Here is a 26,377-nt window from a genome sequence, read left to right as displayed (position 1 = left end):
ACTGACCGTATGAATAGCTGAGCGGGATTTTAAGAATCCGGTCCCGCGGTTGAGCGCATAGGCAGGGAAACCGTAACGTGCCGGGCATGGCATTGCGTACCTGGGCGAGGTTGATAGGAGCGGCATTCGGCGCCGCCGCGCTGTTCGGGGCCGGTCAGCTGGGACTGGCGTACGGGCTGGGCATCCTGAGCTTCTCGCGGGCAGTCGACGTCACAGCGCGTGACGAGTGGACGACGCAACTCGTCTGGGTGGCGTGGTTCGCGATGACCGCGGCCGCCTCCGGTGGGCTGGCCGCACGCTCCCGGCTGCCGAAGCGGGCCGGCGCCGCCACCAGGCTGATCGCGGGCATCGCCGCGGGCCTGGGCGCCGCCACGATCGTCCCGCTCACCATGCACCCCGCGCGCGGCGCGCAGATCACCGGCGTGCACGCGGTCTTCGTGGTCGGCGCCTGCGCCGTGCTCGGCTCGGCGGCGGGCATCTTCGCCGCGTACGCCGCCCTGGGCCGCTCCGCCGCCCGCTGGAACCTCGTGGCACTGAGCACTACGGTGTGGCTGCTCGCGATCGTCTCCATCGGACCGTCGCTGCGCTCCGGGACGACCCCGGTCGTACGCCTCGGCGTGCTCGACGCCTCGTTCGTGCCCGACGCCCTCGCCGAGCGGGTGGCGCTGGTCACCATGCCGGCGGTCGCTCTGCTCTGCGGGCTCGCCGGGGGCCTGGCCGCCCGCCGCGCGAAACTGTCCACTGTCGCCATCGCCCTGGCCGGGCTGCCCGGTCCCGCGCTGCTCACGCTGGCCTACCTGATCGCCGGGCCGGGCGACGGCCGCTTCCAGCAGATGCCGTACTGGGGAGCGATGACCGCGGCCGGCGCCGGCGTGCTCGGTTCCGTTCTCACCGCCCTGCTGCAGCGCGACACGGCCGCCGCCCGTACGGGCGGAACCGGCGCCGAGCCCACTCCGGACCGCCCGCCGCTCCCCCAGCGCGACGCCAAGCCCGAGTCCGAGATCGCCAAGGCCGGCGGCGGCCCGCTGCCCGGCGCCGGCGCGGCCCAGGCCATCACCGGCCGCGCCTCCGTGGCCGCCGCCCGGGCGTCGGTCGCCGCCCGCGCGGCAGCCGCCGCTCAGCGCCCGGACGACGAACTGCGCCCCTCCGACACCGGCGTCATCACGATGCCGCCGTTCGACGGCTTCACCCCGCAGCGCCCCGCCGGTCCCGGACAACAGAAGGACGGCGAGATCACCGACTGGGTGAGCGGCCTGGGCCGCTAGGCAGTGTTTCGTAGTGCCCGGAGCCACTGGTTGATGGAGGCGATGGCCAGGGTGGCCTCGTAGCGCACGGCGCGTTCGATGCCCGTATGGATTTCAAGTGGTAGATGGCTGCCGCTGAGTGTCGGGATGGCCCGGACGAGGTCGGCGTCGATGGCGTCGGTCTTGCCGCGTCGTCTTTGGTGAGCCTTGTCTGGCTGGTTGACCTCGATAACGCCGATCCCAGAACTCAGTAGGTGGCGAGTCAGGACAGCGCCGTAGGAATGGTCGCCCTCCACGCCGCTCGCCGGACCGAGCCGAATGCGGCGGCCCACTTCAGCATCGCCCGATAGCCCTCGGCGGTGATGGGAAAGCTACGGCAGTCGAGCAGTCTGGCGCGGCATTGTTTGAGCTGGTTGATGCCGCACTCCGACGCCCTACGAAACATTGGCCAGGAGCGTCGGTCACTGGCGGTACGTGGAGAGGAAGGTGCGGATCCGGGAGACGGCGTCGTCGAGGACGTCGGTGGCCGCCAGGAAGACCAGGCGGAGGTGGTCCGGTGTGTCGAGGTTGAAGCCGGTGCCGTGGGAGATCAGCAGGTGCTGCTGCTCCAGAAGGTCGATCACCAGGCGCTCGTCGTCGTGGATCTTGTGGACCTCGGGGTCGAGGCGGGCGAACAGGTAGAGCGCGCCGGCCGGCTTGACGCAGTCGACGCCGGGGATGTCGACGAGGGACTGCCAGGCGTGGTCGCGCTGCTCCAGCAGGCGACCGCCGGGGCGGGTCAGCTCCTCGATGCTCTGGTAGCCGCCGAGCGCGGTCTGGATGGCGTGCTGGGCGGGCACGTTCGGGCACACGCGCATGTTCGCGAGCAGTTGCAGCCCGTCCAGGTAGTCCGAGTCCGGACCGTTGAAGCCGCTGGTGGCGAGCCAGCCGGAGCGGAAGCCGGCGGCCCGGTAGACCTTGGACAGGCCGCCCAGGCTGACCACCGGCACGTCCGGCGCGAGCGCGGCCAGCGTGTGGTGCGTCGCCCCGTCGTACACGATCTTGTCGTAGATCTCGTCGGTGAAGATCAGTAGACCGTGCCGCCGGGCCAGCTCGATGATGCCGAGCAGGGTCTCCCGCGAGTACACGGCGCCGGTCGGGTTGTTCGGGTTGATCACCACGAGCGCGCGGGTGCGGTCGGTGATCCGCGACGCCATGTGCTCCAGGTCCGGCGCCCAGCCCGCGCTCTCGTCACAGCGGTAGTGCACCGCGCGACCGCTGCACAGGTTCACCGCGCCGGTCCAGAGCGGGTAGTCGGGGCTGGGCACCAGCACCTCGTCGCCCGTGTCCAGCAGCGCCTGGAGCACCATCACGATCAGCTCGGAGACACCGTTGCCGAGCAGCACGTCGTCCGGCTGCACGCCGGTCACGCCGAGAGTCTGGTAGTGCTGGGCCACCGCGACGCGAGCGGAGTAGATGCCCCGCGCGTCGCTGTATCCCTGAGCGGCCACGATGTTCTGCACGACGTCGGCGACGATCGGCTCGGGCGTGGCCAGCCCCCACGGCGCCGGGTTGCCCAGGTTGAGCTTGAGGATCCGGTGCCCGGCAGCCTCCAGCTCCTGCGCCCGGCGCAGCACCGGGCCGCGGATGTCGTACCGGACACTTCTCAGCCGCTGCGACTGCCGCATCGGGCCCCCTCCGGGAAACGTCGTTCCCGGGCGATGCTAGTGCGTCGGGGGGCCCTGCGGTCGTTTCCGGCGCGGTCAGCGCCCCGGGTCTACTCCGGGCGACCGACCTCCAGCGGCACATAGACCTTGCCGCCGGCCGCGACGAACTCGGCCGACTTCTGGCCCATCCCCTGCGCCTTGAGCTCATGGCTGATCTTCATGGAGCAGAACTTGGGACCGCACATGGAGCAGAAGTGCGCCGTCTTGGCCGCCGAGGCGGGCAGCGTCTCGTCGTGGTAGGCGCGGGCCGTCTCCGGGTCCAGCGCGAGCTCGAACTGGTCCTCCCAGCGGAACTCGAACCGGGCCTTGGACAGCGCGTCGTCCCACTCCTGGGCGCCCGGATGCCCCTTGGCCAGGTCCGCCGCGTGTGCCGCGATCTTGTAGGCGATCATCCCGGCCTTCACGTCGTCCTTGCCGGGCAGGCCGAGGTGTTCCTTGGGCGTGACGTAGCAGAGCATCGCGGTGCCGAACATGCCGATCATCGCAGCGCCGATCGCGGACGTGATGTGGTCGTACGCCGGCGCGATGTCGGTCGTGAGCGGCCCGAGCGTGTAGAAGGGCGCCCCGCCGCACAGCTCGACCTGCAGGTCGACGTTCTCCTTGATCTTGTGCATGGGCACGTGGCCGGGCCCTTCGACCATCACCTGGACGTCGTGCTCCCACGCCCGGTGGGTCAGCTCCCCGAGCGTGCGCAGCTCCGCGAACTGGGCTTCGTCGTTGGCGTCCGCGATGGACCCGGGGCGCAGGCCGTCGCCGAGCGAGAACGTGATGTCGTACTCCGCGAAGATCTCGCAGAGCTCCTCGAAGTTGGTGTAGAGGAAGTTCTCTTCGTGGTGCGCGAGACACCAGGCCGCCATGATCGATCCGCCGCGCGACACGATGCCGGTGACCCGGTCGGCGGCCAGCGGCACGTACGGCAGCAGAACCCCCGCGTGGATGGTCATGTAGTCCACCCCCTGCTCCGCCTGCTCGATGATCGTCTCGCGGAACAGCGGCCAGGTCAGCTTCACCGGGTCGCCCTTGACCTTCTCGAGCGCCTGATAGATCGGCACGGTCCCGATAGGGACGGGCGAGTTCCGGATGATCGCCTCGCGGGTCTCGTGGATGCGCGGCCCGGTCGACAGGTCCATCACCGTGTCGGCGCCCCACCGGGTGGCCCAGGTCAGCTTCTCGACCTCCTCGGCGACCGACGAGGTCACGGCCGAGGTGCCGATGTTCGCGTTGACCTTCACCAGGAACCGCGATCCGATCACCATCGGCTCCGACTCGGGGTGGTTGCGGTTCACGGGCAGCACCGCCCGGCCCGCCGCGATCTCGGAGCGCACCAGCTCGGCGGGCACGTTCTCGCGGATCGCCACGAACTCCATCTCGGGGGTCACCACGCCGGCCCGCGCCGACGCGAGCTGGGTGCGGCCGCTCGCCCACGGTTTGCGCAGCGGCGGCAGCCCCACGGCGGGGTCGCTGCCCGGGCCGGACGTGTCGTAGAGCCGTACGGGTTCGTTGCCGCCGCTCAGCTCGACCGCCGCGAACGGCACCCGGATGTCCGGCCGCGAACCCTCGACGTACACCTTGCGCCTCATGCCTTTTCCTCCCCTATAGGTACAAACCAGGCACCATCGGGGCGTACGCGTCCCCGCGCCGCACCCTCGGCCGCCCTTAAAACCCGAAGTGATTCAGCGGTCCGGGTCCCGCGCCCAGCCGCCAGTCGCGCCCGCCGGCGAGCGCCGAGGTCACGTACCGCTTGGCGCTGCGCACCGCCACCGGCACCGGATCACCCGCCGCCAGCCGCACCGCGATCGCCGACGAGAAGGTGCACCCCGACCCGTGGTTGTTGACGGTGCCGACCGGTTCCCCCCGCAGGGTCGTCGTCGTGCCGTCGCAGCGCAGCACGTCGACCGCCGCCTCGCTGCCCGTCACGACGACCGCTCGCGCCCCCTTGCCGGTCAGCTGTTCCGCCGCCGCGGCCATCTCCTCGACCGTCTCGACCGGAGCTCCGACGAGGGCGCCGGCTTCCTGCCGGTTCGGGGTCAGAACACATGGGTACGTCACCAGGGGCGCAACCGAGGCGCTCTCCGCGAGCCGGGCCCCGGACGTCGCGACCAGCACCGGATCGACCACCAGGTTGGGCAGGCGGTCGAACCGCGACGCGATCAGCTCGGCCACGGCCGGATCCCCGATCATGCCCACCTTGACGGCCGCGACCGGCAGGTCGTCGAGCACCGCGTCGAGCTGCGCCGCCACCACCTCGATCGGGATCGGGTGGATCGCGGTGACGCCCAGCGTGTTCTGCGCGGTCACCGCCGTGATCACCGAGGCGCCGTACGCCCCCAGCGCCGCAAACGTCTTGAGGTCGGCCTGGATCCCCGCTCCCCCACCGGAGTCCGACCCCGCGATCGTGAGCACAACGGGCGGCGTCACCACACCCCCACCTCGGCCACGGCTGCGCTCGCCCCGGGGCGAGCCGGATCTCGACCGCCGGCGAAGGCAGCGGCCAGTTCGGCGGCCACCGCGGCGGGATCGCCGGCCCGCATGACGGCGCCCATCACGGCGATGCCCGCCGCCCCGGCCGCAGCGCAGGCCGCGGCCCGCTCGGCCGAATCCACCCCGCCGAGCGCCAGCCAGGGCACCCCGCCGGCCGGCCCCCGTGGAACGTCCCCGGCCGGCGGTGCCACACGCCGCCCCGCGGCAGCGATCCGGGCCGCCGCTTCCGTGCCGAGCGGGGGCCCGTAGCCGGGCTTCGTCGGCGTCGGATAGATCGGCGACAGCGTCACATAGTCCTCGATGGACAGCACCGGGACGCCGTGACACGACCGCCCGACGGTCCTCATGTCGCCCGTCGGCAACGGGTCCGCCTCGGCCAGGTGCACCGCGTCGCCGCCGAGCGGATCCAGCCCGGCGACGATCAGCCGTCCGTCCGGGACCACCGCGCGCAGCGAGTCGGCGAGTGCGGCCCTCTCGGCGTACGGCAGGTCCTTCTCCCGCAGGACGACCCAGGCGGCGCCGCCGTCGACCGCCGCGCGCACCACGGAGACCAGCGGCCCGGCGGCGATCCGCCGATCGGTGAGCACGACGAGCCCGCCCGGCGTCACCACTGCGCCAGCCCTTCGTCCGATGTGGACGCCACCGCGTGGAAGCGCCGAGGGATCCGCCCGGCCTCGAAGGCGAGCCGGCCCGCGACCACCGCGTGCCGCATCGCGGAGGCCATCGCGCCGGGGTCGTCGGAGCGGGTGATCGCGCTCGCGATCAGCACCGCGTCGCAGCCCAGCTCCATCGCGAGCGCCGCGTCCGAGGCCGTGCCGATGCCCGCGTCGAGCACCACCGGCACGTCCACGCTCTGCCGGATGAGCCGGATGTGGTGCGGGTTCGAGATGCCCAGCCCCGAGCCGATCGGCGACCCGGCCGGCATCACCGCGGCGCAGCCCACGTCGGCGAGGCGGCGGGCCAGGATCGGGTCGTCGCTGGTGTACGGCAGCACGGTGAACCCGTCGCCGACCAGCGTCTCGGCGGCGCGCAGCAGCTCCACGCCGTCGGGCAGCAGGGTCCGCTCGTCGCCGATCACCTCGAGCTTGACCAGGTCGGTCTCGAACGCGTCCCGGGCCAGGTGCGCGGTCTTCACCGCGTCCCCGGCCGTGTAGCAGCCGGCCGTGTTGGGCAGCACCCGGACGCCGAGCCGGTCGAGCATCGGCAGCAGGCCGGGCCCGGCCGCGTCGACCCGGCGCAGCGCCACCGTGACGAGGTCGGTCTCCGAAGCGACGATCGCCTCCTCCAGCGCCGCCAGGCTGTTCGCGCCGCCGGTTCCCAGGATCAGCCGCGACTTCGCCAGGAAGCTCATCGTCATCCTCCCTGCGCCGCGGTCAGCACCTCGACCGAGTCGCCGTCGCCCAGCCGCGTCAGCCCCCACGTCGAGCGCGGCACCACCTCGCCGTTGACCGCCACCGCGACTCCGCGCCGGGCGTCGGTGATCGTGTCGACGAGGGCCTGCACCGAGAGCTGGTCGGAGGAGAAGGACCGGGAGTTGCCGTTCACCGTCAGGCGCATCAGAACCTCCGGGGTGAGAAGTCGGCGAGCGCGGGGTCCGCCTCGCCGGTGAGCACCAGGCCGGCGACCAGGTCGGCGGTGACCGGCGCCAGCAGGATGCCGTTGCGGAAGTGCCCGGCGGCCACGACCACGCGGTCGTCGAGCCGGCCGAGCAGCGGCGCGTTGTCCGGCGTGCCGGGCCGGTGCCCGACCGTGGTCTCGGCCAGTTCGAGCTCGGCGAGCCCCGGGACCAGGTCGATCGCCGCACGCAGCAGGTCGGCGACGCCGCCCGCGGTGACCAGCCGGTCGGTGCGCTCCTCCTGGGTGGCGCCGACCACCACCTCGCCGTCCGCGCGCGGCACCACGTAGACCTCGCGCCCGTCGACCGCCGCGTCGAGCACGTGCCGCAGCAGCCCCGGTTCGCCGCGCAGCCGCAGCACCTGGCCCTTCACCGGCCGCACCGGCAGCCCCGTCAGCGCCGCCGTCCCGCATCCGGCCGCCACCACGACCGTGCGGGCATCCACGTCGGACAGTGACTCGACGCGCTTGGGCACGATCCGGTCGCTCAGCCGTTCCCGCAGCGCGCCCACCACCCGGCGCGGGTCCACCTGGCGTTCCCGTGGGGCGAAGACCCCGGCCCGTACGCGGGGGGACAGCGCGGGTTCGAGCGCGCGCAACTCCGAGGGTCGCAGAAGGGGCAGCTGCTGCCGGGCCCAGACCCGCCGCCGCTCGGCCACGTCGTCGGCGGTCGTCGCCAGGCTCAGCGTGCCGGTGTCGTCATAGCCGACCTCGACGCCCAGCTCCGCGGCGAACCCCGGCCACAGCTCGGCCGAGCGTTCCATCAGCCGGATCAGCGCCGGGTCCTCGTGCTCCGACTCGCCGCCCGGCGCCAGCATGCCGGCCGCCACCTGCCAGGCGCCCTCGTCCCCGCCGTCCAGCACCGTCACGTCAGCCCCGCGCTGCACGAGCCGTAGCGCGACGGACAGCCCGATGATCCCGCCCCCGACGATCGCGACGTCGCTCATGCCGCGTCCCCGCCGCGAGCAGCCCCGCCCACATCGCCCACCGCGAGACCGCCGCGGGCAGCCCAGCCCGCATCGTCCGCCCGGAGACCGTCGCCGGCAGCACCGCCGCCAAAGCCCCCCGCAGCAGAGCCGGGCCGCGAGCCCAGCGCCCGGAGGAAAGCCACGGTCGCGCCGGCCGGATCGGCTGCGACAGCCGAGATCGCCGCGACCCCGTGACACGAGAGCTGCCCCACCCGCTCGGGCGTGATCCCCGCAATCGCGATCACGGGCGTCCCCGGCACCGCCTCGGTCACCGCCGCGACCCCCGCCGGCCCGATCGGCGGCGGCAGCCCGGCCTTGGTGCTGGTCGCGAACGCCGGCCCCACCCCCAGGTAGGTGGCCCCGTCCGCCACCGCGGCCCGCGCGTCGGCGGGGTTGCGGCAGGTGGCGCCGAGCACGGCGGCCGGCCCCAACGCACGCCGCGCGGCCGCCACCGGCAGGTCGTCGGCTCCCACGTGGACGCCGTCGGCGCCGGCCGCGAGCGCCACCCCGACCCGGTCGTCGACCAGGCAGAGCGCCCCGGCCGGCCGGCACAGCTCGAGCGCGGCGGTCGTCAGCGCGTACGCCTCGCGGTCGTTGGTCTTGACCCGCACCTGGACGGCGACGGGCCCGTGCCCGAGCACGCCCCGGACGACGTCGAGCGAGTCGGTGACGATGTGCAAACGCGGCAACAACAACGCGAGCTCCTCCCTGCGCCGGCATGATCCGGATCAGGTTCGACGGTCGGGGGCCGCGTCAGCCCCCCTCTCAGCCCGGTGCACCGGACTCCCGTGGGGTTGTTGTCTCGGACCATAACCCGGCCCGCCGCGAAATGGCTAGCGCACGTCCCAGACCGGTTCCGGGGTCTCGATCACCTCGTTGTCGCCCCGGAACAGCACGAAGCGGTCGAACGACCGGGTGAACCAGCGGTCGTGGGTGACCGCGATCACCGTGCCCTCGAACTGCCGCAACCCCTCCTCCAGCGCCTCCGCGGAGGCGAGGTCGAGGTTGTCGGTGGGCTCGTCGAGCAGCAGCACGGTGGCGCCCGACAGCTCCAGCAGCAGCACCAGGAACCGCGCCTGCTGACCGCCCGAGAGCGTGCCGAACTTCTGGTCGCCCTGCGCCGCCAGCTCATACCGGTTGAGGGCCTTCATGGCGCCGGCGCGGTCCATCCCGGACCGGTGGTCGTCGCCACGCCACAGGATTTCGACGAGCGTGCGGTCCTGGAGCTCGGGGCGGTCGTGCGTCTGCGAGAAGTGACCCGGGCGCACCCGCGCGCCCAGCCGCGCCACACCGCTGTGCGCCACGTGCGCCAGCGGCGCGCCGTCGACCGGCTTGTTCTCCGCCTCGGGGTCGGTGCCGCCGGCCGCCAGCAGCCGCAGGAAGTGCGACTTGCCGGTGCCGTTCGCGCCGAGCACCGCGACCCGGTCGCCGTACCAGATCTCGAGGTCGAACGGGAACGTCAGGTCCTCGAGCTCGAGCTGCTCGCAGATCACCGCCCGCTTGGCGGTGCGCCCGCCGCGCAGGTTCATCCGCAGCGACTGCTCCTTGGGCGGCAGTGGCGGCGGGCCGGCCTCCTCGAACTTGCGCAGGCGGGTCTGCGCGGCCTGATAGCGCGAGGCCATGCCGTCGTTGAAGGTCGCCTTCTGCTTGAGCGACAGCACCAGATCCTTGAGCTTCTGGTGCTCCTCCTCCCAGCGGCGGTGGTTCTCCTCCATCCGGTCGTGGCGGTGCACGCGCGCCTCGTGCCACGACGCGAAGCCGCCCGGATGCGTCCAGGCGCTGCCGCCCTCGACCGCCACCACCCGGTCGGCGGTCTGGGCCAGCAGCTCGCGGTCGTGCGAGACGTACAGCACGGATTTCGGCGAGTCGCGCAGCCGCGACTCGAGCCAGCGCTTGCCGGGCACGTCGAGGAAGTTGTCGGGCTCGTCGAGCAGCAGCACCTCGTCGTCGCCGCGCAGCAGCAGGTCCAGGGCGAACCTCTTCTGCTGACCGCCCGAGAGCGTCCGCACCGGACGGTGCCGCACCTCGTCCCACGTCTTGCCGAGGATCGCCACGGCCACGGTGTCGAACAGCACCTCGGCGTCGTATCCGCCGGCCTCGCCCCAGTGCGCCAGGGCGTTCGCGTACGCCAGCTGGCTGCGCTCGGTGTCGTCGAGCCCGGCGGCGGCCTTCGCGAGCCGCTCACCCGCGGCGGCGAGCTCGGGCTTCACCAGCGACAGAGCCAGATCCTCCAGCGTACGGTCGTCGCCGATCATGCCGATGAACTGGCGCATCACCCCGAGCCCGCCGGAGCGCGCGATCGTGCCCTCCTGCAGGGCGAGGTCGCCCGCCACCATGCGTAGCAGCGTCGTCTTGCCCGCGCCGTTCGGACCGACCAGCGCGACCTTGGCGCCCTCGCCCACCCGGAACGCGACGTCGGCGAACAGCCGGCGCCCGTCGGGCAGCACGAATCCGGCCCCGGCGACATCCACGTAACCCATGGCCGACATCATCGCTGGCCACCGGCCCCGGCGTCAGTCTGTTTTTCCCGCCACCCGCAGCACGCGGAAGCCCTTCTGGCTGGCGATACGCTCGACCTGCCAGCCCCGTTCGACCAGCCAGGCGTGAAGCGAATCACCGCCCAGATGCCGATTGATCACCAGCCACGCGACCCCGCCCGGCGCCAGCCGCGGCAACCAGCGCTCCATCAGCGCGCGCAGCTCCGCCTTGCCCACGTGGGTGGGCGGGTTGCTCCAGATCTGGTCGAAGCTCACGTCGTCCGGCACCTCGCCGGGCGCCGCCACCCGCACCCGGCCGGCCAGCCCGAGCGCCTCGGCGTTGAGCGCGGTCAGCTCGCGCGCCCGCGAGTTCACGTCGACCGCGTGCACCACCGCCCGCGGCGCCTCGCTCGCCAGCACGCAGGCGATCGGCCCGTATCCGCAGCCCAGGTCGAGGAACGTGCCGGCGGTCCCGGCGTCCGGCAGATCGCCCTTGCGCAGCAGCACGGCGGTGCCCGGGTCGAGCCGGCCGGCGCTGAACACGCCCGACGCGACGGTCATCCGGTAGTCGCGGCCGGCGACGTTGAAGGCGATCTCGCCGCGCTGGTCGGGGGTGGCCGGCTCGGCGCTGAAGTAATGTTCGGCGGTCACCGCACCAGTCTGCCGCCGGTTAACGCGCGAGCGGCGGCGGGGGTGCCGCACAAACTGTGCGTTCATTGATCACCGTGCGCATCTAGCGTTGTCGGCATGCGGTACGGCACCCCTCCCCCAGCCCACCGCGCGACCGCCGACGGCGGCCTGATGCTGCTGGTCCGCGGCATCGGACCGGGTGGACAGCATCGGCTGCCGCCGGCCCCCCAACCGCGCGCCCGGACCCGCGGACGACGCCGGGCGGCGCCGGCCCGGGTCGTGGTCGAGCCGCGACGCGCGGCGCAGTGGATGACCCAGGGCCTCGCCGGACTCATCCTGCTCGGCCTCGCCCTGATGATCGGCTTCCTTGTGCTGGCCTCGGACCGGCATCAGCGGGAGTCGGCGACCACGGCCGCACCGGCGGGCGAGCTGTTTCCCCAGGGCGGTGAGCTGCGACCGGCAGGTGCCACGGGGGCCTACCGGGTCGACACGCGGCAGTCCGGGGCCGACTGCCGCGTGGCCGCCACCGGTCAGCTCGGGGCGGTGCTCGCGGCGCACGGCTGCCGCGGGGTGGTGCGCGCGGGCCTGACCTCGCCGTACGAGGGCTACCGGGTCACCGCGGGCGCGTTCAGCCTGGGCGACGAGGCCGCGGCCAGAGAGGTGGACGACCTGGTGCGCGGGCTCGTCGAGACCGGCGACGGCGGGTTCACGACGCTCCCGGCCGGCGCGGGCGGCGACCCGGCGACGGCCCGGGTGGGCTGGCACGCGCGGGGCGACCGGCTGCTCTACTGCGTGATCACCAGGCCGGACGGCTCGGTGATGCGCGGCGACGACCCGTACCCGGAAAGGATCACCGCGGAGCTGGTGGACGCCCACCTCGGCGGCGCGGCGTCCGAGCTCTGAACGCTAGGCGCGCAGGCGGCGGGTGGCCTCGGCGCGGGCCGCGTAGTGGTCCTCCGCGGGATAGCCGACCTCGACGAGCGTGAGCCCGTGCGCGGGCGCCACGGTGACTTCACTCGAGCGTTCCGTACGGGTCAGCAGCGTCGACGGCCAGCCCGGATCGCGGCGCCCGTCGCCCACGGTCAGCAGCGCCCCCACCAGGCTGCGCACCATCGACTGGCAGAACGCGTCGGCCTGCACCGTGGCCACGACGACGCCGTCCGGGTCGCGCCGCCAGTCCAGCCGGGTGATCGCCCGGACGGTCGTGGCGTGCTCCTTGCGTTTGCAGTACGCGGCGTAGTCGTGCTCGCCGGTCAGCCCGGCCGAGGCCACGGTCAGCCGGTCCAGGTCGAGCGGGCGCACCCAGCCGATGGTGTCGTGCCGGCGCAGCGGCTCGGGGCCCCACACGGTGTCGGCCACCCGGTACTCGTACCGCCGGAACGTGGCCGAGAACCGCGCGTCGAAGCTCGGCGGCACCGGCGTGAGGGCCCGCACCCGTGCGTCCGGCGGCATCAGCGCGGCCAGCCTGCGCAGCAGCGACGTCCCGAGCTCCTCCCACGACACCACCGGCAGGTCGACGTGGCACACCTGACCCGAGGCGTGCACTCCCGCATCCGTGCGCCCGGCGACCGTGAGCCCTAGCGGAGTGTCCGCGCCGACCAGCCGCCCGAGTGCCTCGGTCAGCACCCCGGCCACGGTCCGGCGCCCCGGCTGCGCCGCCCACCCCGAGAAGTCGGCGCCGTCGTACGACACGTCCAGTCGAAGGCGGATCGTTTCGGTCATCCCGCTGCTCTCTCGTCCCAAGAAAAAACCCGGCACCCCGCGAAGGGGTGCCGGGTCTTCAACCGTCAGGCTCAGGCCTTGGAGGTGTCTTCACCCTCGGCCTGGTCGCCGGGGCCCTCGGCGCCCTTGTCACCGGAGGCGTTCACCGGCGGCTCGGCGTCCTGATCCACGGTGGCCTCGGAGCCGGCCGCGGTCGACGTGGACTCCTGAACCTCGTGGCCCTCGTTCTCGCGGGCGGCCGGAGCCTCGTCCTCGCGGGCCAGCGCCTCGACCTTGTCCTGCTGCGCGGTGGCCTTGCGGGCCGCCTTCTTGGCCGGCGCGGTGGTCGCCGCGACCTGCAGCTCCTCGACCAGCTCGATGACGGCCATGGGGGCGGCGTCACCCTTGCGCGGGCCGGTCTTGGTGATCCGGGTGTAGCCACCCGGGCGGTTGCCGTAACGCGGAGCGATCTGCTCGAACAGGGCGTACACGACGTCCTTGTCCTTCACCGTGGCCAGCACGCGGCGACGGTTGTGCAGGTCCCCGCGCTTGGCCTTGGTGATGAGCTGCTCAGCCAGGGGGCGCAGCCGGCGCGCCTTGGCCTCGGTGGTCTTGATCTTCCCGTGCCGGAAGAGCTCGGTGGCCAGGTTGGCCAGGATGAGCTTCTCGTGCGCCGGGCTGCCGCCGAGGCGGGCTCCCTTGGTGGGCGTGGGCATTTCTTGATGCTCCTTGTAGAGGGCGGCCGGGCTCTTAGAGCTGCTCGGTCTCGCGGTAATCGTCGGTGTCGTAATCCACGTCGCCGAACGAGTCCACGACGTGCGCGGGGTCGAAGGACGGCGCGCTGTCCTTGAGGCCCAGCCCCATGCCGGCGAGCTTCATCTTGACCTCGTCGATCGACTTCTGACCGAAATTCCTTATATCCAGAAGGTCGGCCTCCGTCCGCCCGATGAGTTCACCGACGCTGTTGATGCCCTCGCGCTTGAGGCAGTTGTACGACCGGACGGTGAGGTCCAGCTCCTCGATCGGCAGGGCCAGGTCGGCAGCGAGCTGCGCGTCCTGCGGCGACGGGCCGATGTCGATGCCCTCGGCGGTCTCGTCCAGCTCGCGGCAGAGCCCGAACAGCTCGACCAGGGTCGAGCCGGCCGAGGCCAGCGCGGTGCGGGGCGAGATGGACGCCTTGGACTCGACGTCGATGATCAGACGGTCGAAGTCGGTGCGCTGCTCGACACGGGTCGCCTCGACGCGGTACGTCACCTTCATGACCGGCGAGTAGATCGAGTCGACCGGGATGCGGCCGATCTCGGCGCCGGCGCTCTTGTTCTGCGCCGCCGTGACGTAGCCACGGCCCCGCTCGACGGTGAGCTCCATGTCGAGCCGGCCCTTGCTGTTGAGCGTGGCCAGCTTGAGGTCGGGGTTGTGCACGGACACGCCGGCCGGGGGCTGGATGTCACCGGCGGTGACGTCGCCCGGGCCCTGCTTGCGCAGGTACATGCTGACCGGCTCGTCGTGCTCGGAGCTGACGGTGAGCTCCTTGACGTTCATGACGAGCTCGACCACGTCTTCCTTGACACCGGGGATCGTGGTGAACTCGTGCAGGACGCCGTCGATCTTGATGCTGGTGACCGCCGCGCCGGGGATCGACGACAGCAGGGTCCGCCGCAGCGAGTTGCCGAGGGTGTAACCGAAGCCCGGCTCCAGCGGCTCGATGGTGAACCGGGAACGGGTCTCGCTGATCGACTCCTCGGAGAGCGAGGGGCGCTGGCTGATGAGCACGCTGCTTCTTCTTTCTGTCGGGCCACCCACTATTTGATGGCCGTCCTGATGGTGCACCGGGGGCGCCGAACGGCGCCCCCGGCAGAGCGCTACTTGGAGTAGAGCTCGACGATCAGCTGCTCCTGGACCTGGGTGTCGATGACGGCCCGGGCCGGGAGCGAGTGCACGAGGATCTTCATCTCGCTGGGGATGGGCTCGAGCCACGCCGGCACCGGCCGGGAGCCGGCCTGGGCCTGGGCGACGACGAAGGGGGTCATCTCCTTCGACTTCTCCCGCGTGGTCACGATGTCGTGCTCCTTGACGCGGTACGACGGGATGTCGACCTTGACGCCGTTGACCAGGAAGTGGCCGTGCTTGACCAGCTGCCGGGCCATGTCCCGGGACTGCGCGAGGCCGGCCCGGTAGACGACGTTGTCGAGACGCGACTCGAGGATCTGCAGCAGCACCTCACCGGTCTTGCCGGGCTTGGTGACAGCCTCCTCGTAGTAACCGCGGAACTGCTTCTCGAGCACGCCGTAGACGCGGCGGGCCTTCTGCTTCTCGCGGTGCTGGAGCAGGTACTCGGTCTCCTTGGTCCGGCCGCGGCCGTGCTGGCCGGGCGGGAAGGGACGCGACTCGAACGGGCACTTGGGCCCGTCGCACTTGCTGCCCTTGAGGAACAGCTTCATCTTCTCGCGGCGGCAGCGCTTGCAGTCCGCACCTGTGTAACGAGCCATGTTTCCTGTCTCTCCCTCAGACCCGGCGGCGCTTCGGCGGGCGGCATCCGTTGTGCGGCTGCGGCGTGACGTCGCTGATCTGCCCGACCTCGAGGCCGGCGGCCTGCAGCGAGCGGATCGCGGTCTCGCGGCCGGAGCCGGGACCCTTGACGAACACGTCGACCTTGCGCATGCCGTGCTCCATCGCCCGGCGAGCGGCGGCCTCGGCGGCCAGCTGCGCGGCGAACGGGGTCGACTTGCGGGAGCCCTTGAAGCCCACCTGGCCGGACGAGGCCCAGGAGATCACAGCACCGGTCGGGTCGGTGATCGACACGATGGTGTTGTTGAAGGTGCTCTTGATGTGCGCCTGCCCGTGGGCGACGTTCTTGCGTTCCTTGCGCCGGACCTTCTTGACTGCGGCCCCAGCGCGTGCCTTCGGTGGCATAAGTCAGTGCGCTCCTATTACTTCCGACCGGGCTTCTTCTTACCGGCGACCGTGCGCTTCGGGCCCTTGCGGGTACGAGCGTTGGTACGGGTCCGCTGGCCGCGCACGGGCAGGCCCCGGCGGTGGCGGATGCCGGCGTAGGAGCCGATCTCGACCTTGCGGCGGATGTCCGCGGCGACCTCGCGGCGCAGGTCGCCCTCAACCTTGAAATTGCCCTCGATGTAGTCGCGGAGCTGGACCAGCTCCTCGTCCGTGAGGTCCTTGGCGCGCTTGTTCAGGTCGATAGCGGTCGCCGTCAGTGCCTCGACGGCACGGGTGCGACCGATCCCGTAGATGTAGGTGAGCGCGATCTCCATCCGCTTCTCGCGGGGAAGATCGACGCCGACGAGTCGTGCCATAAGTGGGCGTACTCCTCAGATTCGTTCGGAGGTCTGGGCCCCTCCCACCCCGTCTGCCCGGACGGGCCCCGGCCTCCGCGCCGGGGGTGTAGCCACCTGAGTGACTGGGACGGGCTCTTGCATGTGCCGGATCTGGCAGTGCCGGGACTCAGCCCTGGCGCTGCTTGTGGCGCGCGTCGGTCTTGCAGATGACCATGACGCGGCCGTGCCGCCGGATGACCCGGCAGTTGTTGCAGATCCGCTTGACGCTCGGCTTGACCTTCACGGTTTGCCTTAACTCTCAGTCGGACGGGAAACGAATCCCCCCGCCCCCACACTCACTTGTAGCGGTAGACGATTCGCCCACGGGTGAGGTCGTACGGCGAGAGTTCGACGACGACTCTGTCCTCGGGAAGGATGCGGATGTAGTGCTGCCGCATCTTGCCGGAGATGTGTGCAAGGACCTTGTGACCATTGGCGAGCTCAACGCGGAACATGGCGTTCGGCAGGGGCTCGATCACACGGCCCTCGATCTCGATGGCTCCGTCTTTCTTAGGCATGTCCTCCGCTACCTGACACTGGGGTTCGGGGCTGGCGGTGCAACGTCTTACCCGAGTACGTTCAGCGAACTCGGACCAGCCGCGGCTCCCGCAGCCTTCGAAGCGCTGAAGACATGCGGGAGTGGACGCTGCGCGCCAGCTAGCCAGTGTACGCGCGCCGCATCGCCACGCCAAACCGGTGTCGCCCTGACCCGGAGTCGGGTGTGTCGCGGGCTCGGAAACCGGACAACGACGCCGAATTCACCCGCCGGTGACCGGTCGGCGGGGCTTGGGCGCCAGCTCGCCCCTCGAGATCGCCTCCGCGACGTACGCCTTGCGCTGCTGCTTGGTCGACTTGGCCGGCAGCTCCCCCGCCGCGACCGCCCGCGCATAGAGGGCCTTGCGGTCGCGCCGGTGCTCGCGCAGCCGGCGCCGGTGCTCGGCCTCCTCCGCGTGCTTGCGCGGCTCGTCCCCGGCCAGACCGGTCGCCGTGCGCACGAGCAGCACCACGCCCCACGGGCCGATGATCCAGGCCGGCCAGTACGCCGTGGGGTCCCCGTTGGCCACCCACGCGAGGCCCCAGATGATCGTGAAGAACGCCGCCGCCTTGGCCCAGGGGATCCAGACGTGCCCCAGCCACTGCGCCCGGACCCCGTCGCGAGCCGCGGCCGGCACGGGCGCGGGGGCCGGCGACGGCACGAGCGGGGCGGCGTCCGGCAGGTCGGCCAGCAGCCGGTCGAGGTCCGCGTAGGTCTTGGCCGCGTACGCGCCCTGGAGACGTTCGTCGTACTCGGCGAGATCGAGCCGGCCCTCCCCGAGCGCCGCGCTCAGCCGGTCGGCGACCTTGCGGCGGTCCTCGTCGGCGGCCCGCATGTTCTCCCGCGCCATGTCTCCCATCGTGGCAGCCCCTGTCGAGATCAGCGGCCCCGGCCGCCGCCGAAGCGCCGGCTGAAGAAGCCGAGGATCAGCGGGATCATGGTCCAGATCGGCCAGAAGTAGAGCAGCTCGCCCGAGGCGATGCTGGTGATCGCCCAGATCAGCACGCAGATCGCCACGACGCCCGCATAGCGCCCGACCCACTGGGCGTTGTCGTCCGGGCCCTGGGCGGCCGGAACGGGCGCCACGGAGGGCGCCGCCGGCTGGATCTGGGAGTGCTGCACGGGCACGGTGCCGGGCAGGTCGTCGAGGAGCCCGTCCAGGTCGGCGTACGTCTTGGCCGCGTACGTGCGCTGCAGCCGCTCGTCGTACTCGTGCAGGTCGAGACGCCCCTCGTCGAGAGCCGTCTTCAGCTGATCCGCCACCGCCTTGCGGTCGCCGTCGCCGGCCCGCATCTGCTCCCGCCCCATGGGTCCCAGCATGCCCGAGAGCGCGGGCCGACCGGTAGTCAGGACTGGCGCGAGGTGACCAGGTCGCCGAGCCGGGCCCGTCCGCCGTCGGGCGCGGTGGTCACCCACACGCCGTCCTCCAGCAGGCACATGGTGTGTTCGACGTGCGCCGCGAACGAGCCGTCTCGGGTGACGACCGTCCAGCCGTCGTCGAGCTCCGCCGTGCGCGGCGAGCCCATCGTGATCATCGGCTCGATCGCCAGGCACAGCCCGGGCACCAGGCGTGGGCCCTTGCCGGGCTTGCCGTGGTTGAGCACGTGCGGGTCCTGGTGCATCTCGGTGCCGATGCCGTGCCCGCCGTAGCCGTCGACGATGCCGTAGCGGCCCGCCTTGCGCACCGCCTTCTCGACGTTGAACGAGATGTCGGTCAGCTTGCCCCGGCCGTTCGCCGCGCCGCGCGCCGCGGCCGCGATGCCGGCCCACATGGCGTCCTCGGCGACCTCGGCCATCCTGAGCAGCGCCGGGTCGGTCTCGCCGACCCCCACGGTGATCGCGGAGTCGCCGTGCCAGCCGTCCAGGATCGCGCCGCAGTCCAGCGAGATCAGGTCGCCCTCGGCCAGCACCTGCTGGGCGCTGGGGATGCCGTGGACGACCTGCTCGTTGACCGAGGCGCAGATCGAGGCCGGAAAGCCGTGGTAGCCCTTGAACGACGGGACCGCCCCGGCGTCGCGGATCACCTTCTCGGCGATCGCGTCGAGGTCGGCGGTCGAAACGCCGGGCGCCACCGCCTCGCGCATGGCCTGCAGCGCGGCGGCGACGACCAGGCCGGCGCCGCGCATCTTCTCGATCTGCTCGGGGGTCTTCAGCTGGATGTCCAGCTGGACGCGGCGCATCTCAGCCCCCGTAGGACCGCAGCGCGTCGATGGCGCGCACGGTGACGTCCTCGACCGGGCCGGTCGCGTCGATGCCCACCAGCTTGCCCTGGGCCCCGTAGAAGTCGACCAGCGGCGCCGTCTTCTCGGCGTACTCCACCAGCCGGTTGGCGATGGTCTCGGCCTTGTCGTCGTCCCGCTGGAACAGCTCCGACCCGCAGCGGTCGCAGATGTTCTCCTTGCTCGTCGGGTCGAACTCGACGTGCCAGATCTTGCCGCAGCCCCGGCAGGTGCGACGGCCCGAGAGCCGGCGGATGACCTCGTCGTCGTCGACCACGAGCTCCATCACCAGGTCGAGCGCCGTGCCCAGGTCGGCGAGCAGCTTGTCGAGCGCCGACGCCTGCGGGACCGTGCGCGGGAAGCCGTCGAGCAGGAAGCCGTCACCGGCGTCCGGCTCGGCCAGCCGGTCCCGGACCATGTTGATGGTCACCTCGTCCGGAACCAGCTGGCCCGCGTCCATGTAGCGCTTGGCCTCGACGCCCAGCGGCGTACCCTGCGAGACGTTGGCGCGGAAGATGTCGCCGGTCGAGATCTTCGGTACGGCCAGATGGGCGGCGATGAACTCAGCCTGGGTCCCCTTGCCGGCCCCCGGAGGGCCCACCAGTACCAGCCGCACCTACATCGCCTCGCTTCGGTGAGAACGAGCCTCGCATACCGCAGACGCAGAAGCCCCCCGGCTTCGCGTCCCCACTACCGGAGGAACCCTTCGTAGTTGCGCTGCATCAGCTGGCTCTCGATCTGCTTCACCGTCTCCAGACCCACACCCACCATGATCAGCACTGCCGTGCCGCCGAAGGGGAAGTTCTGGTACTGCTGCTGGTTCAGCCAGATGAAGAAGAAGTTCGGCAGAACCGAGATCAGACCAAGGTACAGCGCGCCCGGCAGCGTGATGCGGCTGAGGATGAAGTCCAGGTAGTCGGCGGTCGGCTTGCCCGGACGGATGCCCGGCACGAATCCACCGTACTTCTTCATGTTGTCCGCGACCTCGGTCGGGTTGAACGTGATCGAGACGTAGAAGTAGGTGAAGAAGATGATCAGCAGGAAGTAGACGCCGATGTACAGCTCGCTGGTGGGGTCGGCCAGCCACTTCTGGATCCAGATCTGGTAGCCCTTGAGGTTGTTCGGGTCGAAGAACTGCAGGTACAGCTGCGGCAGGTAGAGCAGCGACGACGCGAAGATGACCGGGACGACACCCGCCTGGTTGACCTTGAGCGGGATGTAGGTGGACGTGCCGCCGTACATCCGCCGGCCGATCATGCGCTTGGCGTACTGCACCGGGATGCGCCGCTGGGCCTGCTCGATGAAGACCACCAGGCCGATGATCACCAGGACCAGCACGATCACCAGGATGAACTTGCCGACGCCGCTCGACTCCTTGATCGACCAGCCCTCGCCGGGAAGGCGGGCGGCGATCGAGGTGAAGATCAGCACGGACATGCCGTTGCCGACGCCGCGGTCGGTGATCAGCTCACCGAGCCACATCACCATGCCGGTGCCGGCGGTCATCGTGAGCACCAAGACGCTCAGCGTGAGCCAGGTCGGCAGGCCGGTGTTCTCCGGGATGATCTGCAGCTTCGGGTCGTTCTGGTCGCAGGCGTTGTTGAACAACTGCCCGGTCCGCGCCAGGGCGACGAACGCCGAGGACTGCAGGACCGCGAGGCCGAGGGTCAGGTAGCGCGTGTACTGCGTGATCTTCGCCTGGCCGGACTGGCCCTCCTTGCGCAGCTGCTCGAGGCGGGGAATGACCACGGTCAGCAGCTGCAGGATGATGGAGGCCGTGATGTACGGCATGATGCCCAGCGCGAACACCGACAACTGGAGCAGCGCGCCTCCAGAGAACAGGTTCAGCAGGTTGAGCACGCCGTTGTCGGCGTTCGAAGAGTTCACGATGTCGATGCACCGCTGCACGTTGGTGTAGGACACACCGGGGCTGGGCAAGGTGGCACCGAGCCGGTACAGCGCGATGATGAAGACCGTGAACAGCAGTTTTTTGCGCAGGTCAGGCGTTCGGAACGCACTGGTAAAGGCGGAGAGCAACTTCTTCCTCCTGCGCGAGGTAACCGCCGGGACCGGCGGGTGGGGGAAAGGCATCGGCCGCACGACCGATATACCTAGCTGGGAACGGACTCTAACAGTCTTGCCGGAGCGCGGTGTGTCACGGTAGCCGTCACCGCGCGTAGGCGGCCAACCCGACAGAAAAGGCCCAGGTCAAACGCCACAAAGGGATGGCTGCCCGAGCGGCGCGTTTTCGCACCGCCCGGGCAGACATCCCCGGTGTCACAGCTCGGTGGCGGAACCACCGGCAGCAGCGATCTTCTCCTTGGCCGACTCGCTGAACGCGTGCGCCTTGACGGTCAGCGACACGCCGCCCAGCTCGCCCGAGCCGAGGACCTTGACCGGCTGGTTCTTGCGAACCGCGCCGGCCTGGAACAGCTCGTCCGGGCCGACCTCGCCGCCGTTCGGGAACAGCTCGGCGAGGCGGTCCAGGTTCACGACCTGGAAGACGACCTTGTTGCGGGGCCGGTTCTTGAGACCCTTGATCTTCGGCAGGCGCATGTGGAGGGGCATCTGCCCACCCTCGAACGCCGCACCGGTGTTCTTGCGGGCACCGGTGCCCTTGGTGCCGCGACCGGCGGTCTTGCCCTTCGAGCCCTCACCGCGACCCACGCGGGTCTTCGGCGTCTTGGCTCCCGGCGCCGGCCGGAGGTGGTGGACCTTGATCGCCATTACTCGACCTCCTCAACACTCACGAGGTGGTTCACGGCGAAGATCATGCCCCGGATCTCGGGACGGTCCTCCTTGACCACCACATCGTTGATCCGCTTGAGGCCGAGCGACCGCAGGGAGTCCCGCTGGTTCTGCTTGCGGCCGATCTCGGACCGGATCTGGGTGACCTTCAAACGCGCCATCAGTGCACCGCCGCTTCCGCACGCGCCGCCAGCATGGCAGCCGGCGCCACGTCCTCGACCGGCAGGCCGCGGCGGGCCGCGACCTTCTCCGGCGACTCGAGGCCCTTGAGGGCCGCGACGGTCGCGTGCACGATGTTGATCGGGTTCGACGAGCCCAGGCTCTTGGAGAGCACGTCGTGGATGCCCGCGCACTCGAGCACGGCGCGCACCGGGCCACCGGCGATGACGCCGGTACCGGCGGACGCGGGCTTGAGCAGCACGACACCCGCGGCGGCCTCACCGGTCACCGGGTGCGGGATGGTCGCGCCGATCCGCGGAACCTTGAAGAAGTGCTTCTTGGCCTCCTCGACGCCCTTGGCGATGGCCGCGGGCACCTCCTTGGCCTTTCCGTAGCCGATGCCGACGGTGCCGTCGCCGTCGCCCACGATCACCAGAGCGGTGAAGCTGAAGCGACGACCGCCCTTGACGACCTTGGCGACGCGGTTGATCGCGACGACCCGCTCGAGGTGCGGGGTCTTCTCGACGGGCGCGTTGCCGCGGCCGCCCTCACGGCGGTTGTCCCGGCGGTTGCCACCCTCGGTGTTACCGCCGGACCCGCCGCCTCGGCGCTGCTGACCAGGCATTGGTCAATTCCTCCTAGAACTCGAGTCCGGCTTCGCGAGCGGCATCGGCAAGCGCGGCGATACGCCCCGCGTACTTGTTGCCACCGCGGTCGAAGACGACCTTGGACACGCCCGCAGCCTTGGCCCGCTCGGCGAGCAGAGCGCCGACCTTGCCGGCCTTCGCGCTCTTGTCGCCCTCGCCGCCGCGCAGCGAGGCGTCGAGCGTGGAGGCCGAGGCCAGGGTGTGACCGTTGAGGTCGTCGATGATCTGCGCGGTGATGTGCCGCGAGGAACGGGTGACGACCAGGCGCGGACGCTCGGTCGTGCCGCGGAGGTTCCGCCGGACCCGGAAGTGCCGACGCGCCTTCCCGACAGCCCGCTTGGCGGAGACACCCGCGCCGTTGCGACGCTTGAGAAGCGTGGCGGTCACTTCTTACCTGCCTTTCCGGCCTTACGGCGGATGACCTCGCCCTGGTACTTGACGCCCTTGCCCTTGTAGGGCTCCGGCGGGCGGATCTTCCGGATGTTCGCGGCGACCTCGCCGACCAGCTGCTTGTCGATGCCCGACACCGTGAACTGGGTCGGGCGCTCCACCGAGAAGCTGATGCCCGCCGGCGGCGTGACGTTGACCGGGTGCGAGAAGCCGAGGGCGAACTCGAGGTCCTTGCCCTTGGCGGTCACCCGGTAACCGGTGCCGTTGATCTCCAGCGTCTTCTTGTAGCCCTCGGTGACGCCGACGATCATGTTGGCGACCAGGGTACGAGAGAGGCCGTGGAGCTCCTTGGCCCGGCGCTCGTCGTTGGGGCGGTTGACGTGCAGCTCGCCACCCTCCTGCGAGACCGTGATCGGCTCGGAGACGGTGTGCGACAGCTCGCCCTTGGGGCCCTTGACCTTGACGGTCTGGCCCGAGATGGTGACGTCGACGCCGGCCGGGACCGGGATCGACTTACGTCCGATTCGCGACATGGTTTCTCAGTCTCCAGTTACCAGACGAAGGCGAGGACTTCCCCGCCAACGCTCCGCTTGCGGGCCTGCCGGTCGGTCAGCAGCCCCTGGGACGTCGAAATGATCGCGACGCCCAGGCCGCCGAGCACCCGCGGGAGCTCGTCGGACTTGGCGTACACCCGGAGGCCGGGCTTGGAAACGCGCTTGATGCCGGCGAGGCTGCGCTCGCGGTTCTGGCCGTACTTGAGCTCAACGACCAGACGCTTGCCGACAGCGCCTTCCTCGGGCTCCTCGGCCGACCAGGAGGCGATGTAACCCTCGGCCTTGAGGACCTCGGCGATGTTCGCCTTGATCTTCGAGAAGGGCATGGTCACCTTGTCGTGGTACGCCTGGTTGGCGTTACGCAGACGCGTCAGCATGTCTGCGATCGGGTCCGTCATCGTCATGGGTGTTCGTCAACCTTTCTCGCCGGGGTTCCCACGTCGGGCGGGCCTACGGCGAAGCGGTGTTGCTCTTCTGTCCGCTGGAAGCGGGAGGGTTACCAGGAAGCCTTCGACACGCCCGGGAGCTCGCCACGGTGGGCCATCTCACGGATGCACACGCGGCAGAGGCCGAACTTGCGATACACCGAGTGCGGCCGGCCGCAACGCTGGCAGCGGGTGTAGGCGCGAACGGCGAACTTGGGCTTCGCGGCAGCCTTCAGGATCAGCGCCTTCTTGGCCATGCTCAGTTCTCCTTGAACGGGAAGCCCAGGAGCTTGAGCAGCGCCCGGCCCTCGTCGTCGGTCTTGGCGGTCGTGACCACCGTGATGTCCATGCCCCGCGGACGATCGATCCGGTCCTGGTCGATCTCGTGGAACACCGACTGCTCGGTCAGGCCGAAGGTGTAGTTGCCGTGCCCGTCGAGCTTGCGCCCGTCCAGGCCGCGGAAGTCGCGGATACGGGGCAGCGCGATCGACAGCAGCCGGTCGAGGAACTCCCACATCCGGTCGTTGCGCAGCGTCACCTTCGCGCCGATCGGCATGCCCTCACGCAGCTTGAACTGCGCGATGGACTTGGTCGCCCGCCGCACGAGCGGCTTCTGACCGGTGATGGTGGTCAGGTCGCGCACGGCGCCGTCGATCAGCTTGGCGTCGCGGGCGGCCTCGCCGACACCCATGTTCACGACGACCTTCACGAGGCCGGGAACCTGCATCGGGTTGCCGTACTTGTACTGCTCCTGAAGCGCGGCGACAACCTCGCTGCGGTACTTCTGCTTCAGGCGCGGCAGCGTCTTGGTCTCAGTGGCGGCGGTCATCAGAGTTCCTTACCGGTCGTACGCGCGATACGGACCTTGTTGCCGTTCTCGTCGACCTTGTAGCCGATGCGCGTCGGCTTGCCCTGGTCGTCCACGATCTGCACGTTGGAGATGTGGATCGGGGCTTCCTGGGTCACGATGCCACCGGTCTTCGAACCACGCTGGGTGGTGCGGATGCGTTCGTGCTTCTTGACGCGGTTGACGCCCTCGACCAGGACCTTGTCCTGCCGCGGGTAGGCCGCGATGACCTTGCCCTTGGCACCCTTGTCCTTGCCGGCGATGACGACGACCGTGTCGCCCTTCTTGATTTTCATGCTCACGGTCAGAGCACCTCCGGCGCCAGGCTGATGATCTTCATGAACCGCTTGTCGCGCAGCTCGCGCCCGACCGGGCCGAAGATGCGGGTACCGCGGGGGTCCCCGCCGTCCTTGATGATGACGGCGGCGTTCTCGTCGAAGCGGATGTACGAGCCGTCGGGACGGCGCTTCTCCTTGGCGGTGCGAACGATGACCGCCTTGACGACGTCACCCTTCTTCACACCGGCGCCCGGAATGGCGTCCTTGACCGTGGCCACGATGACGTCGCCGATGCTCGCGTAACGGCGACCGGAGCCGCCGAGTACGCGGATGCACAGGATCTCCCGGGCACCCGTGTTGTCGGCGACGCGCAGTCGCGACTCCTGCTGAATCACGTCTGTCTCCTATGTCTGCCAGTTCTCCGGCGGGGGCCGAAGCTTGGCGGAACGATGGGTGGCCGGGCCGGCCGGGGTGGCCGGCCCAGCGCACTCACTTGGCCTTTTCGAGGATCTCCACGACACGCCACCGCTTGGTGGCCGACAGCGGACGGGTCTCCATCAGCAGAACCCGGTCGCCGATGCCGCACGCGTTCTGCTCGTCGTGCACCTTGAGCTTGCGGGTGCGACGCAGAACCTTGCCGTAGAGGGCGTGCTTCACGCGGTCCTCGACCTCGACGACGACGGTCTTGTCCATCTTGTCGCTGACCACGAGACCCTCGCGAACCTTGCGGTTCGCGCGGACCGTGGCCGTGCTCTCGTCACTCATGCTGTCACCTCATCCGGCGCAACCGAGAGCCCCAGCTCGCGCTCACGCATGATCGTGTAGATCTTCGCGATGTCCTTGCGGACCACCTGCAGCCGACGGTGATTGTCGAGCTGGCCGGTCGCGCCCTGCACGCGAAGGTTGAACAGCTCCGCCTTGGCCTCCCGCAGGCGCGAAACCAGCTCCTCGGCGGAGAGTTCGCGCAGCTCGGATGCCTTAACGCCCGCTGCCATCAGCTTTCACCCACTTCGCGTGTCACGATGCGGCACTTCATCGGGAGCTTGTGGATCGCGCGGCGCATCGCCTCGCGCGCGATCGTCTCGTTCGGGAACGACATCTCGAAGAGGATGCGGCCCGGCTTGACGTTCGCGACCCACCACTCGGGCGAGCCCTTGCCGGAACCCATGCGGGTTTCGGCCGGCTTCTTGGTCAGGGCGTTGTCGGGGAACACCGAGATCCAGACCTTGCCGCCACGCTTGATGTGACGGGTCATCGCGATACGGGCCGACTCGATCTGCCGGTTGGTCACGTACGCGGGCTCCAGCGCCTGGATACCGAACTCGCCGAAGACGACCCGGTTGCCGCCCTTGGACGCGCCGTGGCGGTCCGGGTGGTGCGGCTTGCGGAAGCCCTTCGGGGGCTTACGCGGCATCAGCATGT

General features: G+C 70.5%; 38 protein-coding genes, 1 pseudogene and 1 riboswitch. Of the genes and pseudogenes, 2 read left to right on the top strand and 37 right to left on the bottom strand.

What is annotated here, in order from left to right; genetic code table 11:
• Nucleotides 1-86: 86 nt before the first annotated feature.
• Complete coding sequence (locus ACSNN8_RS17055; RefSeq protein ID WP_436650174.1) at nt 87-1,265, top strand: hypothetical protein; 1,179 nt, start codon at nt 87-89, stop codon at nt 1,263-1,265.
• Here the strand turns inward: ACSNN8_RS17055 and ACSNN8_RS17050 are convergent.
• The 11 genes and pseudogenes from ACSNN8_RS17050 to ACSNN8_RS17000 all read right to left on the bottom strand — a co-directional run bounded on the left by ACSNN8_RS17050 (nt 1,262) and on the right by ACSNN8_RS17000 (nt 11,141).
• Nucleotides 1,262-1,576 (bottom strand): hypothetical protein, encoded by a 315-nt coding sequence (locus ACSNN8_RS17050; RefSeq protein WP_436650173.1) that lies wholly within the window; start codon nt 1,574-1,576, stop codon nt 1,262-1,264. The genes ACSNN8_RS17055 and ACSNN8_RS17050 overlap by 4 nt on opposite strands.
• A gap of 129 nt (nt 1,577-1,705) precedes the next feature.
• Nucleotides 1,706-2,911: a pyridoxal phosphate-dependent aminotransferase gene (locus ACSNN8_RS17045; protein WP_436650172.1), complete on the bottom strand. Its 1,206-nt coding sequence runs from the start codon at nt 2,909-2,911 to the stop codon at nt 1,706-1,708.
• A gap of 89 nt (nt 2,912-3,000) precedes the next feature.
• The gene (thiC, locus tag ACSNN8_RS17040) at nt 3,001-4,530 is read right to left on the bottom strand and encodes a phosphomethylpyrimidine synthase ThiC (RefSeq protein ID WP_436650171.1); all 1,530 of its coding nucleotides are present in this window, start codon (nt 4,528-4,530) and stop codon (nt 3,001-3,003) included.
• 76 nt (nt 4,531-4,606) lie between these two features.
• Complete coding sequence (gene thiD / locus ACSNN8_RS17035; protein ID WP_436650170.1) at nt 4,607-5,368, bottom strand: bifunctional hydroxymethylpyrimidine kinase/phosphomethylpyrimidine kinase; 762 nt, start codon at nt 5,366-5,368, stop codon at nt 4,607-4,609.
• A complete protein-coding gene (locus tag ACSNN8_RS17030) occupies nt 5,365-6,042 on the bottom strand; it encodes a thiamine phosphate synthase (RefSeq protein WP_436650169.1) in 678 nt (225 codons plus the stop codon). The genes thiD and ACSNN8_RS17030 overlap by 4 nt, the downstream gene beginning before the upstream one ends.
• Nucleotides 6,036-6,788 carry a thiazole synthase gene (locus ACSNN8_RS17025; RefSeq protein WP_436650168.1) on the bottom strand — a complete coding sequence of 251 codons (753 nt, stop codon included), beginning with the start codon at nt 6,786-6,788 and terminating at the stop codon, nt 6,036-6,038. Before ACSNN8_RS17025 ends, ACSNN8_RS17030 begins: the two co-directional genes overlap by 7 nt.
• Nucleotides 6,785-6,988: a sulfur carrier protein ThiS gene (gene thiS, locus ACSNN8_RS17020; protein ID WP_436650167.1), complete on the bottom strand. Its 204-nt coding sequence runs from the start codon at nt 6,986-6,988 to the stop codon at nt 6,785-6,787. The genes ACSNN8_RS17025 and thiS overlap by 4 nt, the downstream gene beginning before the upstream one ends.
• On the bottom strand, nt 6,988-7,992 hold the full coding sequence (gene thiO, locus ACSNN8_RS17015; protein ID WP_436650166.1) for a glycine oxidase ThiO: 1,005 nt from the start codon (nt 7,990-7,992) through the stop codon (nt 6,988-6,990). Before thiO ends, thiS begins: the two co-directional genes overlap by 1 nt.
• Before the next feature lie 143 nt (nt 7,993-8,135).
• A pseudogene (locus tag ACSNN8_RS17010) lies at nt 8,136-8,708 on the bottom strand (thiamine phosphate synthase); the annotation flags it as partial.
• Nucleotides 8,702-8,813, bottom strand: a riboswitch (TPP riboswitch). Its footprint overlaps the pseudogene before it by 7 nt.
• A 33-nt stretch (nt 8,814-8,846) precedes the next feature.
• Entirely contained in the window at nt 8,847-10,493 is a 1,647-nt protein-coding gene (locus ACSNN8_RS17005; protein WP_436650165.1) for an ABC-F family ATP-binding cassette domain-containing protein, read from the bottom strand.
• A 33-nt stretch (nt 10,494-10,526) separates the two neighbouring features.
• Nucleotides 10,527-11,141 carry a class I SAM-dependent methyltransferase gene (locus ACSNN8_RS17000; protein ID WP_436650164.1) on the bottom strand — a complete coding sequence of 205 codons (615 nt, stop codon included), beginning with the start codon at nt 11,139-11,141 and terminating at the stop codon, nt 10,527-10,529.
• A gap of 96 nt (nt 11,142-11,237) precedes the next feature.
• Between ACSNN8_RS17000 and ACSNN8_RS16995 the strand changes: the two genes are divergently transcribed.
• Nucleotides 11,238-12,023: a hypothetical protein gene (locus ACSNN8_RS16995; protein ID WP_436650163.1), complete on the top strand. Its 786-nt coding sequence runs from the start codon at nt 11,238-11,240 to the stop codon at nt 12,021-12,023.
• Nucleotides 12,024-12,026: 3 nt separating this feature from the next.
• Here the strand turns inward: ACSNN8_RS16995 and truA are convergent, their stop codons facing one another.
• The 26 genes from truA to rplP form a co-directional block, all read right to left on the bottom strand.
• Nucleotides 12,027-12,842, bottom strand: coding sequence for a tRNA pseudouridine(38-40) synthase TruA (gene truA / locus ACSNN8_RS16990; RefSeq protein WP_436650162.1), 816 nt, complete (start codon nt 12,840-12,842; stop codon nt 12,027-12,029).
• Between the two features lie 71 nt (nt 12,843-12,913).
• Entirely contained in the window at nt 12,914-13,537 is a 624-nt protein-coding gene (gene rplQ / locus ACSNN8_RS16985; protein ID WP_436650161.1) for a 50S ribosomal protein L17, read from the bottom strand.
• A 34-nt stretch (nt 13,538-13,571) separates the two neighbouring features.
• Nucleotides 13,572-14,594: a DNA-directed RNA polymerase subunit alpha gene (locus tag ACSNN8_RS16980; protein ID WP_127499772.1), complete on the bottom strand. Its 1,023-nt coding sequence runs from the start codon at nt 14,592-14,594 to the stop codon at nt 13,572-13,574.
• An 89-nt stretch (nt 14,595-14,683) separates the two neighbouring features.
• Nucleotides 14,684-15,310 carry a 30S ribosomal protein S4 gene (gene rpsD / locus ACSNN8_RS16975; RefSeq protein ID WP_436650160.1) on the bottom strand — a complete coding sequence of 209 codons (627 nt, stop codon included), beginning with the start codon at nt 15,308-15,310 and terminating at the stop codon, nt 14,684-14,686.
• Nucleotides 15,311-15,326: 16 nt separating this feature from the next.
• A complete protein-coding gene (gene rpsK / locus ACSNN8_RS16970; protein ID WP_014440747.1) occupies nt 15,327-15,734 on the bottom strand; it encodes a 30S ribosomal protein S11 in 408 nt (135 codons plus the stop codon).
• A 17-nt stretch (nt 15,735-15,751) separates the two neighbouring features.
• Nucleotides 15,752-16,132, bottom strand: coding sequence for a 30S ribosomal protein S13 (gene rpsM, locus ACSNN8_RS16965; RefSeq protein ID WP_097322757.1), 381 nt, complete (start codon nt 16,130-16,132; stop codon nt 15,752-15,754).
• Nucleotides 16,133-16,280: 148 nt separating this feature from the next.
• Entirely contained in the window at nt 16,281-16,397 is a 117-nt protein-coding gene (rpmJ, locus tag ACSNN8_RS16960) for a 50S ribosomal protein L36 (RefSeq protein ID WP_015619018.1), read from the bottom strand.
• Nucleotides 16,398-16,449: 52 nt separating this feature from the next.
• Nucleotides 16,450-16,671 (bottom strand): translation initiation factor IF-1, encoded by a 222-nt coding sequence (gene infA, locus ACSNN8_RS16955; RefSeq protein WP_007073013.1) that lies wholly within the window; start codon nt 16,669-16,671, stop codon nt 16,450-16,452.
• A 240-nt stretch (nt 16,672-16,911) separates the two neighbouring features.
• The gene (locus ACSNN8_RS16950; RefSeq protein WP_436650159.1) at nt 16,912-17,538 is read right to left on the bottom strand and encodes a DUF1707 SHOCT-like domain-containing protein; all 627 of its coding nucleotides are present in this window, start codon (nt 17,536-17,538) and stop codon (nt 16,912-16,914) included.
• Between the two features lie 29 nt (nt 17,539-17,567).
• Nucleotides 17,568-17,996 (bottom strand): DUF1707 SHOCT-like domain-containing protein, encoded by a 429-nt coding sequence (locus ACSNN8_RS16945; RefSeq protein ID WP_436650158.1) that lies wholly within the window; start codon nt 17,994-17,996, stop codon nt 17,568-17,570.
• A gap of 38 nt (nt 17,997-18,034) precedes the next feature.
• On the bottom strand, nt 18,035-18,868 hold the full coding sequence (gene map, locus ACSNN8_RS16940; RefSeq protein WP_436650157.1) for a type I methionyl aminopeptidase: 834 nt from the start codon (nt 18,866-18,868) through the stop codon (nt 18,035-18,037).
• Between the two features lies 1 nt (nt 18,869).
• Nucleotides 18,870-19,523: an adenylate kinase gene (locus ACSNN8_RS16935; protein WP_030436520.1), complete on the bottom strand. Its 654-nt coding sequence runs from the start codon at nt 19,521-19,523 to the stop codon at nt 18,870-18,872.
• Between the two features lie 74 nt (nt 19,524-19,597).
• The gene (gene secY / locus ACSNN8_RS16930) at nt 19,598-20,944 is read right to left on the bottom strand and encodes a preprotein translocase subunit SecY (protein WP_436650156.1); all 1,347 of its coding nucleotides are present in this window, start codon (nt 20,942-20,944) and stop codon (nt 19,598-19,600) included.
• 240 nt (nt 20,945-21,184) lie between these two features.
• Nucleotides 21,185-21,634: a 50S ribosomal protein L15 gene (gene rplO / locus ACSNN8_RS16925; protein ID WP_436650155.1), complete on the bottom strand. Its 450-nt coding sequence runs from the start codon at nt 21,632-21,634 to the stop codon at nt 21,185-21,187.
• Nucleotides 21,634-21,816 carry a 50S ribosomal protein L30 gene (gene rpmD / locus ACSNN8_RS16920; protein ID WP_026206137.1) on the bottom strand — a complete coding sequence of 61 codons (183 nt, stop codon included), beginning with the start codon at nt 21,814-21,816 and terminating at the stop codon, nt 21,634-21,636. Before rpmD ends, rplO begins: the two co-directional genes overlap by 1 nt.
• Complete coding sequence (gene rpsE / locus ACSNN8_RS16915) at nt 21,816-22,439, bottom strand: 30S ribosomal protein S5 (protein ID WP_436650154.1); 624 nt, start codon at nt 22,437-22,439, stop codon at nt 21,816-21,818. Before rpsE ends, rpmD begins: the two co-directional genes overlap by 1 nt.
• A 13-nt stretch (nt 22,440-22,452) precedes the next feature.
• Complete coding sequence (gene rplR, locus ACSNN8_RS16910) at nt 22,453-22,848, bottom strand: 50S ribosomal protein L18 (RefSeq protein ID WP_436650153.1); 396 nt, start codon at nt 22,846-22,848, stop codon at nt 22,453-22,455.
• Nucleotides 22,845-23,384 (bottom strand): 50S ribosomal protein L6, encoded by a 540-nt coding sequence (gene rplF / locus ACSNN8_RS16905; RefSeq protein ID WP_436650152.1) that lies wholly within the window; start codon nt 23,382-23,384, stop codon nt 22,845-22,847. Before rplF ends, rplR begins: the two co-directional genes overlap by 4 nt.
• A gap of 17 nt (nt 23,385-23,401) precedes the next feature.
• Nucleotides 23,402-23,809 carry a 30S ribosomal protein S8 gene (gene rpsH, locus ACSNN8_RS16900; protein WP_189205406.1) on the bottom strand — a complete coding sequence of 136 codons (408 nt, stop codon included), beginning with the start codon at nt 23,807-23,809 and terminating at the stop codon, nt 23,402-23,404.
• 92 nt (nt 23,810-23,901) lie between these two features.
• On the bottom strand, nt 23,902-24,087 hold the full coding sequence (locus ACSNN8_RS16895) for a type Z 30S ribosomal protein S14 (RefSeq protein ID WP_106130632.1): 186 nt from the start codon (nt 24,085-24,087) through the stop codon (nt 23,902-23,904).
• Nucleotides 24,088-24,089: 2 nt separating this feature from the next.
• Nucleotides 24,090-24,659, bottom strand: coding sequence for a 50S ribosomal protein L5 (gene rplE, locus ACSNN8_RS16890; RefSeq protein WP_436650151.1), 570 nt, complete (start codon nt 24,657-24,659; stop codon nt 24,090-24,092).
• Nucleotides 24,659-24,979, bottom strand: a complete 321-nt coding sequence (rplX, locus tag ACSNN8_RS16885) for a 50S ribosomal protein L24 (protein WP_436650150.1) — start codon at nt 24,977-24,979, stop codon at nt 24,659-24,661. Before rplX ends, rplE begins: the two co-directional genes overlap by 1 nt.
• 2 nt (nt 24,980-24,981) lie before the next feature.
• Nucleotides 24,982-25,350 (bottom strand): 50S ribosomal protein L14, encoded by a 369-nt coding sequence (gene rplN / locus ACSNN8_RS16880; RefSeq protein WP_015619002.1) that lies wholly within the window; start codon nt 25,348-25,350, stop codon nt 24,982-24,984.
• Nucleotides 25,351-25,444: 94 nt separating this feature from the next.
• Nucleotides 25,445-25,720 carry a 30S ribosomal protein S17 gene (gene rpsQ / locus ACSNN8_RS16875; protein WP_267561757.1) on the bottom strand — a complete coding sequence of 92 codons (276 nt, stop codon included), beginning with the start codon at nt 25,718-25,720 and terminating at the stop codon, nt 25,445-25,447.
• Nucleotides 25,717-25,950 (bottom strand): 50S ribosomal protein L29, encoded by a 234-nt coding sequence (gene rpmC, locus ACSNN8_RS16870; RefSeq protein WP_436650149.1) that lies wholly within the window; start codon nt 25,948-25,950, stop codon nt 25,717-25,719. Before rpmC ends, rpsQ begins: the two co-directional genes overlap by 4 nt.
• On the bottom strand, nt 25,950-26,375 hold the full coding sequence (gene rplP, locus ACSNN8_RS16865; protein ID WP_097322770.1) for a 50S ribosomal protein L16: 426 nt from the start codon (nt 26,373-26,375) through the stop codon (nt 25,950-25,952). Before rplP ends, rpmC begins: the two co-directional genes overlap by 1 nt.
• Nucleotides 26,376-26,377: the final 2 nt, after the last annotated feature.

Source organism: Actinoplanes sp. URMC 104 (assembly GCF_051386375.1).
Classification (GTDB): domain Bacteria; phylum Actinomycetota; class Actinomycetes; order Mycobacteriales; family Micromonosporaceae; genus Actinoplanes.
This window is presented reverse-complemented; position numbering and strand designations above follow the sequence as displayed.